The 13,563-nt window shown below is 62.7% G+C and carries 11 protein-coding genes; 5 read left to right on the top strand and 6 right to left on the bottom strand.

Annotated features, from left to right (window positions below; genetic code table 11):
- The first annotated feature begins 107 nt into the window (after nt 1–107).
- The 3 genes from FXN63_RS04440 to FXN63_RS04450 all read left to right on the top strand — a co-directional run bounded on the left by FXN63_RS04440 (nt 108) and on the right by FXN63_RS04450 (nt 3,227).
- Complete coding sequence (locus FXN63_RS04440) at nt 108–1,100, top strand: Bug family tripartite tricarboxylate transporter substrate binding protein (protein WP_148813212.1); 993 nt, start codon at nt 108–110, stop codon at nt 1,098–1,100.
- The gene (locus FXN63_RS04445) at nt 1,097–1,636 is read left to right on the top strand and encodes a tripartite tricarboxylate transporter TctB family protein (RefSeq protein WP_187395099.1); all 540 of its coding nucleotides are present in this window, start codon (nt 1,097–1,099) and stop codon (nt 1,634–1,636) included. Before FXN63_RS04440 ends, FXN63_RS04445 begins: the two co-directional genes overlap by 4 nt.
- A 91-nt stretch (nt 1,637–1,727) precedes the next feature.
- Nucleotides 1,728–3,227, top strand: a complete 1,500-nt coding sequence (locus tag FXN63_RS04450; RefSeq protein ID WP_148813216.1) for a tripartite tricarboxylate transporter permease — start codon at nt 1,728–1,730, stop codon at nt 3,225–3,227.
- 113 nt (nt 3,228–3,340) lie between these two features.
- On the opposite strand, the gene FXN63_RS04455 is transcribed toward FXN63_RS04450, so the two are convergent.
- The 6 genes from FXN63_RS04455 to metC all read right to left on the bottom strand — a co-directional run bounded on the left by FXN63_RS04455 (nt 3,341) and on the right by metC (nt 9,574).
- Nucleotides 3,341–4,090: a fused MFS/spermidine synthase gene (locus tag FXN63_RS04455; protein WP_148813218.1), complete on the bottom strand. Its 750-nt coding sequence runs from the start codon at nt 4,088–4,090 to the stop codon at nt 3,341–3,343.
- Between the two features lie 165 nt (nt 4,091–4,255).
- Nucleotides 4,256–5,005 (bottom strand): amino acid ABC transporter ATP-binding protein, encoded by a 750-nt coding sequence (locus FXN63_RS04460; RefSeq protein ID WP_222864000.1) that lies wholly within the window; start codon nt 5,003–5,005, stop codon nt 4,256–4,258.
- 13 nt (nt 5,006–5,018) lie between these two features.
- Nucleotides 5,019–6,113, bottom strand: coding sequence for an amino acid ABC transporter permease (locus tag FXN63_RS04465; RefSeq protein WP_148813222.1), 1,095 nt, complete (start codon nt 6,111–6,113; stop codon nt 5,019–5,021).
- Entirely contained in the window at nt 6,110–7,264 is a 1,155-nt protein-coding gene (locus tag FXN63_RS04470; protein WP_148813223.1) for an amino acid ABC transporter permease, read from the bottom strand. The genes FXN63_RS04465 and FXN63_RS04470 overlap by 4 nt, the downstream gene beginning before the upstream one ends.
- A gap of 25 nt (nt 7,265–7,289) precedes the next feature.
- Entirely contained in the window at nt 7,290–8,327 is a 1,038-nt protein-coding gene (locus FXN63_RS04475; RefSeq protein WP_148813225.1) for an amino acid ABC transporter substrate-binding protein, read from the bottom strand.
- Nucleotides 8,328–8,395: 68 nt separating this feature from the next.
- The gene (metC, locus tag FXN63_RS04480) at nt 8,396–9,574 is read right to left on the bottom strand and encodes a cystathionine beta-lyase (protein WP_148813227.1); all 1,179 of its coding nucleotides are present in this window, start codon (nt 9,572–9,574) and stop codon (nt 8,396–8,398) included.
- Between the two features lie 233 nt (nt 9,575–9,807).
- On the opposite strand from metC, the gene FXN63_RS04485 reads away from it, so the two are divergent.
- Nucleotides 9,808–10,749, top strand: coding sequence for a LysR substrate-binding domain-containing protein (locus FXN63_RS04485; RefSeq protein ID WP_148813229.1), 942 nt, complete (start codon nt 9,808–9,810; stop codon nt 10,747–10,749).
- Between the two features lie 103 nt (nt 10,750–10,852).
- Nucleotides 10,853–13,486 carry an excinuclease ABC subunit UvrA gene (locus FXN63_RS04490; RefSeq protein WP_148813231.1) on the top strand — a complete coding sequence of 878 codons (2,634 nt, stop codon included), beginning with the start codon at nt 10,853–10,855 and terminating at the stop codon, nt 13,484–13,486.
- Nucleotides 13,487–13,563 lie beyond the last annotated feature (77 nt).

The following is a 13,563-nucleotide window of genomic DNA, read 5'->3' on the forward strand; positions in this document are numbered from 1 at the left end:
ATTTTGCATTTTTAATTACTAAAATGCAATCCAGTGCTTACCCGAAAACAACTTGAAAACAGCCATGCGGGACGACGATCCCGCTGCACAGTCATCAGGAGATCCCCATGCCCCGCTTGGTCGAACTTGCTCGCCGCCGCACCCTGGTATTGGCGCTCGCTGCGCTGGGTATGGGTAGCGTGTCTGCCTTTGCCGTCGCACAGGCACCCTTGCCACTGCCCTTGAAAATCACCGCGCCGGCCGGTCCGGGCGGTGGGTGGGACAGCGCCGCTCGGTCCTTGCAGCAGGTGCTGAACACCACCGGAATCGCCCGCAATGTGCAGGTGGTGAATGTGCCCGGCGCAGGCGGCACGGTTGGGCTGGCGCAATTCGCCAACAACACCAAGGGCGATGGCAATCAGTTGCTGGTCATGGGCATCACGATGGTGGGGGCCGTGCTGACCAACCAGGCACCGGTCGGCCTGGACGCCGTCACGCCGATTGCGCGCCTGACTGGTGATCCGCTGGTGGTGGTCGTGCCGGCCAACTCGCCCTATAAAACCCTGGCTGACTTGGCCGCTGCGCTGAAGGCCGACACGGCCAAGGTGGTCTGGGCAGGCGGGTCTGCAGGCGGTGCCGATCACATCCTGGCCGGGCTGATTGCCAAGGCTGCCGGTGGCGATGCGGCCAAGCTCAATTACGTGCCTTTCTCGGGCGGTGGCGAAGCCTTGGCCGAGATGCTGGGCGGGCGTGTGGCCGCCGGCGTGTCTGGCTACAACGAGTTCGAAAGCCAGATCAAGGCGGGCAAGCTGCGCGCGCTGGCAGTCTCGACACCCAAGCGCATCGAGGGCGTCAACGTACCCACGGTCCGCGAAGCCGGGCTGGATGTGGAATTGACCAACTGGCGCGGCGTGATGGGCGGCCCCGGCCTGAACGAAGGGCAAAAAGCAGCGCTGGTGTCGGCGGTGGAACGGGCGGTGAAATCGCCCGAATGGGAAAAGATCCGCAAAGCGCGCGGCTGGGATGATGCCTATCTGCCCGCCGACGAATTCGCGGCCTTCCTGAAGTCCGACCAGGCACGAGTGAAGGGTGCACTGACCTCTATCGGTCTGGTCAAGTGAGCACCGATATCAAGCTGCCGACGAAGGCACCGGCATGGCGTCCACCTGCCATCGTCGGCACCATTTTGCTGGTGTTGGCCATCGTGATCTGGCGCGATGTGGCGCGCCTGCCGGCGGCACAGGCGGTAGGCGTCGGGCCGGCAGCCGGCATGCGGCTGGTGGCGGGGCTGTTGCTGATCCTGGCGATTGCGCACGGGGTGGTGGTGGCCCGCGCATTGATCGCCGGGCGTGCGGGCGGCGCGCAGCCTGCTGCGTCGATAGACGGACAGCCACCCGCCGAGCGCAGCAACGTCGCTGCGCTTGCCTGGGCGCTGGGCGGGCTGATCGGCATGATCGTCGTGCTGCAAGTGGGCGGCGGGTTTGTGATCGGTGCGACCTTGCTGTTTGCGGCGACGGCCAAGGCATTCGGCAAACCGGTGGGCGTGCGTTCCATCGGCATCGGCCTGATTCTCGCCGTGGTGGTCTATGCCTTCTTCACGGAAGCCTTGTCCTTGTCACTGCCTGCCGGACCACTCGAACAGCTGTTCCAAGCTTGAACAACAGAGCTTGATCCACAGGGCTTAACAACAGGCCCTACCCACTAAGGCTTAACCGCCAGGGGCCGCGTGCAGGCCGAACGGACACCTCATGGAAACGATCTCTTTATTGGCGCAGGGGCTGTTGATTGCCCTGCAGCCAGGCAATCTGCTGTTCGCGGGCGTGGGTGTGCTGCTGGGCACTGTCGTCGGCATTCTGCCCGGCATTACGCCTTCGCTGACCGTGGCCTTGCTGCTGCCGGTCACCTTCAAGCTGGACCCGACCGGGTCGATCATCATGTTCGCCGGCATCTATTTTGGCGGCATGTACGGCAGCTCGACCACCGCGATTTTGCTCAACACACCCGGCGAGGCGGCGTCGATTGCCACGGCCATCGAAGGACACAAAATGGCGCGTGCAGGGCGGGGCGGTCCGGCTCTGGCCACTGCCGCCATCGGGTCGTTCGTGGCAGGCCTGCTGTCGACCATTGCGTTGGCCATGCTCGCGCCCTGGCTGGTCGAACTGGCCGTGCGCTTCGGTCCCTGGGACTACTTCGCGTTGATGGTGCTGGCCTTCATCACGGTGTCTGCCACCTTCGGTGATTCGGTGTTGCGCGGCATCACTAGTCTGGCACTCGGGCTGGTGTTGGGCCTGGTCGGCATCGACAAACTCACCGGCCAAGCGCGTCTGGATTTCGGCATTCCCGCTTTGCTGGATGGCGTGTCCATCACCACGCTGGCCGTGGGCCTGTTCGCCATGGGTGAGACCCTGTACCTGGCCTCCCGCTTCAAACTTGGCAAGGAATCCATCGAAGCCGTGCGCGGGTCGTTGTGGATGACGCTTGAAGATTGGAAGCGCTCGTGGAAGCCCTGGCTGCGCGGCATCGGCATGGGCTTTCCGATTGGTGCCTTGCCAGCGGGCGGGGCCGAGATTCCCACCTTGCTGTCCTACACCCTGGAACGCAAGCTGGCAGTCAAACCCGAGGAATTCGGGCAAGGTGCGATTGAAGGTGTTGCCGGTCCCGAAGCCGCCAACAATGCAGCCGCCACCGGCACGCTGGTGCCGCTGCTGGCGCTTGGCCTGCCTACCTCGGCCACCGCTGCGATGATGCTGGCAGGCTTCCAGCAGTACGGGCTGGTGCCCGGGCCGCTGCTGTTCGTCACCAACGCCGACCTGGTGTGGGGATTGATCGCCAGCTTCTTCGTCGGCAACCTGATGCTGCTGGTCTTGAATCTGCCGCTGGTGGGCCTGTGGGTCAAGCTGCTGAAGATTCCGCAGCCCTGGTTGTATGCCGGCATTCTGGTGTTTGCCGCGATGGGCACCCTGGCTGCCAACCCGTCACCGGTGGAATTGCTGATGCTGGTGGTCTTCGGCATCTGCGGGTACCTGATGCGCTGCTGGGACTATCCGGTCGCTCCGATGATCGTCGGGCTGATTCTCGGCCCGATGGCGGAAAGCCAGTTTCGCCGCGCCTTGCAGATCAGCCTGGGTGATTCATGGGTGTTCTTCAAGCATCCAGGCTCTGCCGTGCTGTTGGGCATTGCCGTGATTGCGCTGGTCGCCCCGCTGATGTTCCGGGGGCTGAGGAAGTTCAAGGGGGATGATGCTTGAGGGGTAATGCCTGAGGGGTGATGCCTAAGATCTGATACCTGCCACTTGGCATCTGAAGGTGGCAGACCACAGTACGGCAGTGATGCGGACACGTATCACTGCCGTAACGCGCTTCAGCGCAGCGTCATCGTCGCCGCCACCACGCGGAAGGTCGGCATCAACTGCCGCCACGCATCTTTCGACAAGGTATCGGGCCGGCGCGTGGCCCCATCGCCCAGGCTGTCGAAGCGGTCACCCTTGCAGGCAAACACGATGCTGTTGGTCAGGTCATCGTCCAGCACTTCGAACACGCTGCTGCCGAAACTTTCACGAATGCGGTTCACGAATTCGCCTTGCTGTGGATCGCTCAAATGCAGGTTCACCACCATGATGCCGCCCTCGCGCAGGTAGTCGTAGCAGGCATCGTAGAAGTCCTGTGAGCTCAGTTGCGCGGGCACGCCTTTGCGATCGAAGCCATCGACCAGCAACACGTCTGCATGGTCCTGGCGTTCGGTGACAAACTGCGCGCCGTCGGCTTCCAGAATCGCAAACCGCGCGTCGTCCTTCGGCACCTTGAATTCGTCGCGCAAGGCGATCACACCGGGGTTGATTTCCACCACCTCGATCTGCGCTTTCGGCAGATAGCGGTAGCAGAACTTCGGCAGCGATCCGCCACCCAGCCCGATCATCGCAATGCGTTCCGGCGTGGCGTTGAACATCAGGAAAGCCATCATCATCCTGGTGTATTCCAGGTCCAGCGCATCGGGTTGCAGCAGGTTCATCCGGCTTTGCATCTCGGGGGCAGAGAAATGCAGAATCCGGTTGCCCTGGATGTCCTCGACCACGGGAGGAACGAGCAGGGGCGGGGCGGACTTGGCGGGCATCGGCAACTTGGGAAGGGCAGGGAAAGGGCTATTCCAACAAACCCCGGGCGCTACGTCCACTGCTTTGGGCTTGCCTGCCGATATCCCCACCTTGATCACAACCGAATCAGTGCTTATCTGGTTACTGCCAACGCCCGCTGCCCGAGCTGTGCGTTGCTCGCTTTTTCACTGCAGCAACTGCGCCAGAAACGCGCGGCTGCGCTCGTGCTGCGGGGCGGCAAAGAACGCATCGGGGGTATTGATTTCCACGATGCTGCCCTGGTCCATGAACACCACGCGGTCGGCCACGCGGCGGGCAAAGCCCATTTCATGCGTGACGCACAACATGGTCATGCCGTCGTCGGCCAGGCTGGCCATGGTGTCCAGCACTTCCTTGACCATTTCCGGGTCAAGCGCAGACGTAGGTTCGTCGAACAACATCACTTTCGGGTTCATGCACAAAGACCGCGCAATCGCCACGCGCTGCTGTTGCCCGCCCGACAACTGCCCCGGATACTTGCCCGCCTGTTCGGGAATGCGCACGCGTTCCAGGTAATGCATGGCGGTAGCGGTGGCATCGCGGCGTGATTGTTTCTTCACCCACATCGGTGCCAGGATGCAGTTTTCCAGCACCGTCAGATGCGGGAACAAGTTGAAGTGCTGGAACACCATGCCCACTTCGCTGCGGATCTCGTCAATGCGGCGCAGGTCGTCATCCAGCGGTGTGCCGTTCATTTCAATGGTGCCTTCCTGATGTTCTTCCAGGCGGTTGATGCAGCGGATCATGGTGGACTTGCCCGAGCCTGACGGCCCGCAGATCACCACACGTTCGCCGGCGCGCACGCTCAGGTTGATGTCGCGCAGCGCGTGGTACTGGCCGTACCACTTGTGCATGCCCGCAATGCGGACGGCCAGGGTTTGATCTTGTGGATTCATGGTGGTGTCCATATCAGTGCGTGCGATGCCGGCTGTAGCGTGCTTCCAGCCACATCGAATAACGCGACAAGCTGAAGCAGATGACGAAGTAGATGGCGGCGATGAAGCAGTAGGTTTCAACGTAGGGTGTTGGCCAGCTGGGGTCGCTCAGCGCCGCGCGCCCGGAACTCAGCAGGTCGAACAGGCCCACGATCAGCACCAGGCTGGTGTTCTTGATCATCACGATGGCGGTGTTGGTCAGCGGTGCCAGCACGCTGCGCAGGGCCTGCGGCAGCACCACCAAACGGGTCATCATCCACCACGACAAACCCAGTGCGCGCGACGCCTCGCCCTGGCCGCGTGGCAGCGATTGCAGGCCGCCCCGCACCACTTCCGCCAGGTACGCGGCCGAAAACACGGTGAGTGCAGCACCCGCCCGCAGCAGGCCGTCGATGGACATGCCATCGGGCAGCATCAGCGGCAACAGAATCGATGCGACGAACAGCAGGCTGACCAGCGGCAATCCGCGAATGATCTCGATCACACCAATCGACAATAGGCGCGGCACTGGCATTTCGGCACGACGGCCCAGCGCCAGCAGAATGCCCAGCGGGAAACCTGCACCCAGCGCGAACACCGCCAGCAGCAAGGTCACGGGCAGGCCGCCCCAGGCAGCGGTGGGAACTTCGGCCAGACCAAACACGCCACCGCGCATCAACAACAGCACAGTGACGATGCCGACAGCCCACGCCACCAGCAGACGTTTGCCCCAGCACACGGGCGGCAGGCTGGCCGCGCCCAACACCAGCAGAATCACGCTTGTCAATGCCGGACGCCATTGCTCGTTGGGCGGATAGATGCCGAACATGATCTGTCGCAGTTTTTCCGACAGGAAGGCCCAGCACGCGCCACTGGCTGCACGACAGGCAGCCGCGTCACCATCGGGCCATACAGCGTTCAGCATGCCCCAGTTGATGGTCTTGCCGAGTGCGACGGCCAGCAGCGCCAGGGTGGCAACCGTGGCGATCGCGGTGATGGCGTCACCGAACAATCGATGCCACAGCGTGATGGTCTGGGCTGGCGGTGGCAGCGCCTGCGCGGGCTGGGTGGCAAGGTAAGCGTGGGTCATCGTTGCACCAGCGCCAGGCGGCGGTTGTAGAGGTTCATCAGCACGGATACGGTCAGGCTGATCGTCAGGAACACACCCATCAGAATCAGAATGCCTTCGATGGCCTGGCCGGTCTGATTGATGGTGGTGGCTACGACGAAGGACAGGTCTGGGTAACCCACGGCCAGTGCCAGGGTGGAGTTCTTGATGATCGACAGGTACTGGCTGGTCATCGGCGGCAAGATGATGCGCAGCGCTTGCGGAAACACGATCAGCCGCAAGGTGTGCCAACGACGGATGCCCAGCGACTGGCCGGCTTCCCATTGTCCACCCGGCACGGCGTCGATGCCGCCCCGAATGATCTCGCCGGAAAACGCGGTGGAATAGAACACCAGGCCGACCAGCAAGGCGGTGAATTCCGGGGTGTAGGTCGATCCACCGACAAAGTTCAACCCGCGCAGCACGGGCAGGTCCAGGCTTGCACCCACACCGCCCAGCCATGCGGCTGTGCCGATCAGCACTGCTGCTGATACCAGCGCAGCGCGCACCAGCGGAAAGCGGGTGCCATGTCGCAGCCGCAGAATCGGCCGCATCATCACGGCCGCCAGCACCAGCAGCACAGACACCGCCACTGCTACCCAGAACCACAGCACATCACCGCTCAGGGCAAGCTTCGGGAAGTACAGCCCGCGCACCGACAGGAACACGCCGGGCAGTGGCGACAGCGCCTGGCGGGCAGGTGGCAGCGCCACGGTCAGCATCGCGTACCAGAACAGCAACTGCACCACCAAGGGCGTGTTGCGGATGACTTCCAGGTAGACGGTGGCACTGCCCGACACCAGCGGATGCTTGCTGCGGCGTGCGATCGCCAGGCCCAGGCCCAGCACAGTCGAAAACAGGATCACCAGCGCCGACACAAACAAGGTGTTGGTGATGCCGACCACAAAGGCACGGCCAAAGCTGTTGCTGGTGTCATAAGACAGCAGGCTTTCCGAGATCGGGAAGCGCGCTGCCTGTTCCAGAAACCCGAAGCCGCTGGTGATGCCGCGCCTGGCCAGATTGGCCTGTGCGTTCCAGGCCAGCCAGCCCAGGCCGCCCACCACTGCTGCAATCAACAGGGCTTGCAGGCACCAGCTTCGCAGCCTGCGATCGAACCAGATCGTGCTGAACATAAGACTTCCCGGCTGCGCAAACGGCTTAGTTGAAAACGAAGGGGAACATCAGCCCGCCATTGCGATACAGGCGATTGCTGCCACGTTCCAGCTTCAGCGCGCTGCCCATGCCGACGTTGCGGTCGAACACCTCGGCGTAATTGCCCAGTTGCTTGACGATGTTGTAGGCCCACTTCTCATCCAGCCCCAGCGCCTTGCCGTTGCCCGGCTCCGTCCCCAGGAAGCGCGCAATGCGCGGGTCGTCGGACTTCAGCATGCTGTCGACATTGGCCTGCGTGATGCCCATGTCTTCGGCTGCGATCAGCACCTGGAAGGACCACTTCACGATGTCGAACCAGCGGTCGTCACCGTGGCGCACCGCAGGCGTCAGGGCCTCGCTGTTGCCGCTGGCCGGGAAGATAATGTAGTCGTCCGGGTTCTGCGCCTGGCTGGCGCGCACCGATGCCAAGGCCGATGCGTCGGTCATGATCGCGTCGCAACGGCCCGAGAAGAACGCCTGGCGCGAGGCAGGGTTGTTGTCGAACAGCACGGGCTTCAGGTTCAGCTTCAGCTTTCTCGACAGGTCGGCGACTGTCACTTCATTGGTCGATCCGGTCTGCACGCAGACGGATGCGCCGTTCATCTCGGCGGTGCTCTTGATGCCCAGGTCCTTGCGCACCAGGAAGGCGTCGTATTCGTAGTAGTTCGGCGTGGTGAAGTTCAGGCCGTTGGCATCGCGACGCAGGGTCCACGAAGTCGTGCGCGGCAGTACGTCGATCTGGCCGGTCTGCAGTGCGGTCAGGCGCTGCTGGCCGTTCAGCGGCACGAAGCGGGCCTTCTCCTTGTCACCGAAAATGGCCACAGCAATCGCGCGGCAGGTGTCCACGTCCAGGCCTTTCCAGTTGCCTTGTGCATCCGGCGAACTGAAGCCCACCGTGCCTTGGCTGGCCCCGCACAACACGTGGCCGCGAGCACGCACTTGTTCAAGCGTGTTGCTGGTAACGACGGGGTCGTTGGCATGCGCCGGTGCGGCCCAGGCCGCGCCGAGCAGAATCAGTGCGCAGAGTTTTTTCAGGTCGAACATGTGTGTCTCCTCGCTGCCCCGTTATGTGGTGTTCAGCGGTGTGGTTGGTGTGAATTGAGTGTCTGAGATCAGTCGATGCTGCGCGTGGCTTCCAGACGTGCAAACAGCGTCTGCACGTCTTCACGTAAGTCTTCCGGGTCTTCCAGGCCGATGCTGATGCGCAGCAAAATCGTGGATGCGTTCCAGGTGCTTAGCTGACGGTCGCCCGAGATTTCCATCGGCGCGATCAGGCTGTGCGTACCGCCCCAGGACGCGCCAATCGAGAACATCTTCATGGCCGTCAATGCATCCGACAGACCGGCCTCGAAACCGCTGCGCAACTGCACCGTGAACACGCCGCTGGCCCCCAGGAAGTCACGCTTCCACAGCGCATGGCCGGGGCACGAAGGCAGGGCAGGGTGCAACACGCGCTCGGCGGCTGCATGGCCCACCAGCGACTGCGCCATCTCCAGTGCCACGCGGCCTTGATGCTGCAGCCGCACGCCAAGGGTTTCCATGCCACGCAAGACCAGGAAACAATCGTCCGGCGACACACCCATGCCCAGCATGCGCATGGTGTCCTTCAGGCGACGATGCATCTCGACGGTGCTGACCGCGATGGACCCCATGAACACATCGGAGTGACCACCGATGTACTTGGTGATGGCCTCGATCGAAAAGTCGACGCCGTGGGTCAGCGGTTTGAACAACAGCGGCGTGGCCCAGGTGTTGTCGCAACCCACCAGCGCACCGCGTGCATGGGCCACTGCCACGATGGCGGGGATGTCCTGGATTTCCATGGTGGTGGAACCGGGTGATTCCACCCACACCAGCTTCACGCTGTCATCGATCAGGGATGCGATATCAGCACCCTGCGCCGGGTCGTACAGGCGATAGCCGATGCCGCGCGATTCCAGGTAATTGACGGCGAAACCACGCACGGGCGGGTAGGCATTGTCGGGAATCAGTACAGTGTCGCCGGGGCGCAGCACCGTCAGCAAGACCACGGCAATGGCCGCCTGCCCCGAGGGCACCAAGGCCGTGCGCACGCCTGCTTCCAATGCCGTCAACCGGGCTTCCAGCGCGCGCGTGGTGGGCGTGCCGTGCAGGCCGTAGGTGAACCCGTCAGGCCCGCGTTTTTTTCGTTCCGCGTAGGCCTGCGCGCTGGGAAAGACGATGGTCGATGCGCGGTGCGTGGCCGTCGACAGGCTGACAAATCCCTCGCTCGATACGGCGGGGTTGTTCACGCATTTGGATAAGTCTCGCATGGGTGCTCCGGAGATGATGGCCGAAGCATACGAAGACCAGGACTTGCAAAACAATGACGAAAACGTTCGAGTCTATGCATAATCCTGATAGGTTTGCGGTGCGCTGAAAGGGCGATGCAGTGGCTTGGTGAGCGCTGCCCACCAACGCTGCTCGCCTGGGAAACTCAACAACGCCCCTGATAACGTCATCATGAAAGTCGGGCGATGAACTCTGGAAGAAGGGCCTATACCCCATGAACTTCAAACAGCTCGATGCATTCCGTTCTGTGATGACCAGCGGCTCTGCTTCGCAGGCGGCAGATCTGTTGCAGGTGTCGCAACCCGCCATCAGCCGCAGCATTCAAGATTTGGAAACCGACCTGGGCTTTGCGCTGTTCGACCGGGTGCGCGGGCGGCTGGTCCCAACGGCGGAGGCGAAGCTGTTCTTCCGGGATGTCAGTGCATCCTTCATCGGCCTGGATCGCCTGCGGGCAAGTGCCGCGCGCATCCGTGATTTCGGGTCGGGCGAAATCCGCATCGCGTGTCTTTCTGCGCTGGGTCTGTCGCTGGTGCCGCATGCGCTGAAGCTGTTTCTGGACAGCCATCCGTCGATTGCGGTCACCTTGCAGATCATGACCTCGCAAGCGGTACGCAACGTGGTTGCTGAAGGCAAGTTCGACCTGGGCTTGGTGGCTGACGAGGTGGACCTGTCCGGCATCGATCACCAGACCTTCACCACCCCGCGTGCGGTGTGCGCGATTCCCGCAGGCCACCCGCTGGCGGCCCGCAGTGTCATCCGCGCAGAAGACCTGCACGGCCAGCGCTTCATTGCGCTGGCCCCGGAAGACACAGTGCGCCATCGGTTGGAAGAACTGTTCGTGGCAGCGGGCGTGCGCCCCACGACGGTAGTGGAGACGCCCAATTCGGCCACGGTATGCACGCTGGCGATGGAAGGTATCGGCGTGGGCATTGCCAACCCGTATGTCACCGAAGGCTTCACCGAGCGCGGCGTGGTCTTCCGCCCCTTCGCCCCCGCCATCCACTTCAAAAGCCTGCTGATCTTCCGCCCCGACATGCAGAAGTCCCGCATCGTGCGTGACTTGGTGGGGGCCTTGATGACGGCAAGAAACGTGAAGGCGGATTTGCATCCGCCGGTTGAGAAGGCGGCGCGGGTGAAGCGATCACGCGGTGCGTGAAGTGCTGGCATAGTCTGACGTCTTGTCAGCGCCCCCATTGGCACACCTGTCTTCGGCCCGCTTCTTGCGAACTGCAATTTCGTCCTAGCTTATCGATCCCGTCATGCCCACTTCATCTCATCCGCCCATCCCCGCTGCGCTGTCCCCTGACCCTGGCTTTGTCCGCGTGCGTGGTGCGCGGGAACACAACCTGAAGAATGTGGATGTCGACGTACCGCGCAATGCGCTGGTGGTGTTCACGGGGGTGTCGGGCTCGGGCAAATCGTCGTTGGCGTTTGGCACCTTGTACGCGGAGGCGCAGCGGCGGTATTTCGATTCGGTCGCACCGTATGCGCGGCGCTTGATCGATCAGGTGGGTGTGCCGGATGTGGACAGCATCGATGGCTTGCCGCCTGCGGTGGCTTTGCAGCAGCAGCGTGGGTCACCGACTGCGCGGTCATCTGTCGGTAGCGTGACTACCTTGTCGAATTCGCTGCGCATGTTGTATTCGCGGGCGGGTACGTATCCGCCCGGGCAGGGCAGGTTGGATTCGGATGCGTTTTCGCCCAATACCCCCACCGGTGCCTGCCCGGAATGTCACGGCCTGGGCCGCGTCTATCAGGTGACCGAACAATCAATGGTGCCGGACGACAGCCTGAGCATTCGCGAACGTGCCGTGGCGGCATGGCCGCCCGCTTGGCATGGGCAGAACCTGCGCGACATTTTGGTGACGCTGGGCTACGACGTCGACAAGCCCTGGAAGGATTTGCCCAAGAAGGACCGCGACTGGATTCTGTTCACTGAAGAACAGCCTACGGTGCCGGTGTACGCGGGCTTCGAGCCGGATGAGGTCAAGCGTGCGCTCAAGCGCAAGGACACGCCCAGCTACATGGGTACCTTCACCAGCGCCCGCCGCTTTGTGTTGCACACCTTTGCCAGCACGCAAAGCGAGATGATCAAGCGCCGTGTCTCGCAGTACCTGGTGGGTGATCTGTGCCCGCTGTGCGAGGGCAAGCGGCTGCGGCGCGAGGCCTTGTCGGTGACGTTTGCTGGCATGGATATTGGCGCACTCGCTGCTTTGCCGTTGTCGCGCGTGGCCGATGTGTTGCGCGAAGGAGCAGCGCATCGCAACGCGCCGGTTCGCAAGGGCAAGAAGTCCGCTGCATCGGAGAACAATGACCACACCGGTGACCACGCCACGGTCGCGGGTGAGGAGGTCGCGCAGCGCATCACCCAGGACTTGATCGCGCGCATTGGTGTCCTGACCGGCCTGGGCCTGGGGTATTTGTCACTGGACCGGGGCACGCCCACGCTGTCGCCAGGAGAGCTGCAACGCCTACGCCTGGCGACTCAGCTTCACGCCAATCTATTCGGTGTGGTCTACGTGATGGATGAACCCTCTGCCGGCTTGCATCCCGCTGATAGCGAGGCATTGATCGATGCGCTGGACCGACTCAAGGCCGCGGGCAATTCCTTGTTTGTGGTGGAACACGATCTGGACCTGATCCGCCGTGCAGACTGGATCGTGGACGTTGGTCCTGCAGCGGGCGAATTGGGTGGGCAAGTGTTGTACAGCGGTCCGCCAGAGGGCTTGGCCAAGATCAAGGATTCGCAGACCCGGCCGCATCTGTTCGAGGTGGAAACGCCCGCGTACACGCCGCGCACGCCCGCTGCGTGGTTGCAGCTGACCAAGGTCGATCGCAACAATCTGCGCAGCATCGATGTGGCGTTTCCGATCGGTGCGTTCACCACGGTGACGGGTGTGTCGGGGTCTGGGAAATCCAGCTTGGTCAGTCAGGTGCTGGTGGAACTGGTGGCCACGGAATTGGGCAGCGAGGTAGAGGCAGAAGACGAGGAAGTCGACTTGCTCGACCGCGTTGCACCCCCGGGCAAAGGCGGGCATATCAAGGGCGGATTGCAAGGCATCACGCGCATGGTGCGAGTGGACCAGAAGCCCATCGGCCGCACGCCGCGTTCCAACCTAGCGACCTACACCGGCTTGTTCGATCACGTGCGCAAACTGTTTGCGGCGACGCCTGCTGCACGGGCCAAGCGTTATGACGCTGGTCGCTTTTCCTTCAACGTCGCCAAAGGCCGTTGCGCCACCTGCGAGGGCGAAGGGTTTGTCAGCGTGGAACTGTTGTTCCTGCCCAGCGTGTACGCACCATGCCCGGCTTGCCACGGTGCGCGCTACAACGCCGATACCTTGAAGATCACCTATCGCGACAAGAGCATTGCCGATGTATTGGGCATGACTGTGGCAGCTGCCTGCGACTTCTTCGCCGAGGAACCTGCGGTGCTGCGCCCCTTGAATGTGCTGCGCGATGTGGGTCTGGGTTATCTGCGTCTGGGTCAGCCCGCAACGGAACTATCGGGCGGCGAAGCACAGCGCATCAAGCTGGCGACTGAGCTGCAACGCATTCAGCGGGGCACCAGTCTGTACGTGCTGGACGAGCCGACGACTGGCCTTCACCCCAGCGATGTAACTCGCCTGATGGCGCAGTTGAGCAAGCTGGTCGATGCCGGCAATACCGTGGTGGTGGTCGAGCATGAAATGCATGTGGTGGCCGCCAGCGACTGGGTGATCGACATCGGGCCGGGGGCAGGGGACGAGGGCGGCAAGGTGGTGGCCAGCGGCACGCCGGATCAGATTGCTGCGGCCAAGGACAGCAAGACTGCACCGTATCTGGCACAGGTGCTGCGGGGATCAAGTTCAGACCAGACATCATCCAAAACATCGCATTCCAGGAAGGCCTGAGCACCACGCCGATCCCCACCAAATCTCCCCGCCAATTCGCACTGCCGTGGTGCACACGCCTGGTCCGTGATGTGGCG

Source organism: Pigmentiphaga aceris, assembly GCF_008119665.1.
In the GTDB taxonomy this organism is placed as follows: domain Bacteria; phylum Pseudomonadota; class Gammaproteobacteria; order Burkholderiales; family Burkholderiaceae_B; genus Pigmentiphaga; species Pigmentiphaga aceris.

Coding starts and splice junctions, on each gene's coding strand:
- FXN63_RS04440 (WP_148813212.1), top strand. CDS start 108: ATGCCCCGCTTGGTCGAACTTGCTCGCCGCCGCACCCTGGTATTGGCG.
- FXN63_RS04450 (WP_148813216.1), top strand. CDS start 1,728: ATGGAAACGATCTCTTTATTGGCGCAGGGGCTGTTGATTGCCCTGCAG.
- FXN63_RS04455 (WP_148813218.1), bottom strand. CDS start 4,090: ATGCCCGCCAAGTCCGCCCCGCCCCTGCTCGTTCCTCCCGTGGTCGAG.
- FXN63_RS04460 (WP_222864000.1), bottom strand. CDS start 5,005: ATGAATCCACAAGATCAAACCCTGGCCGTCCGCATTGCGGGCATGCAC.
- FXN63_RS04465 (WP_148813222.1), bottom strand. CDS start 6,113: ATGACCCACGCTTACCTTGCCACCCAGCCCGCGCAGGCGCTGCCACCG.
- FXN63_RS04470 (WP_148813223.1), bottom strand. CDS start 7,264: ATGTTCAGCACGATCTGGTTCGATCGCAGGCTGCGAAGCTGGTGCCTG.
- FXN63_RS04475 (WP_148813225.1), bottom strand. CDS start 8,327: ATGTTCGACCTGAAAAAACTCTGCGCACTGATTCTGCTCGGCGCGGCC.
- metC (WP_148813227.1), bottom strand. CDS start 9,574: ATGCGAGACTTATCCAAATGCGTGAACAACCCCGCCGTATCGAGCGAG.
- FXN63_RS04485 (WP_148813229.1), top strand. CDS start 9,808: ATGAACTTCAAACAGCTCGATGCATTCCGTTCTGTGATGACCAGCGGC.
- FXN63_RS04490 (WP_148813231.1), top strand. CDS start 10,853: ATGCCCACTTCATCTCATCCGCCCATCCCCGCTGCGCTGTCCCCTGAC.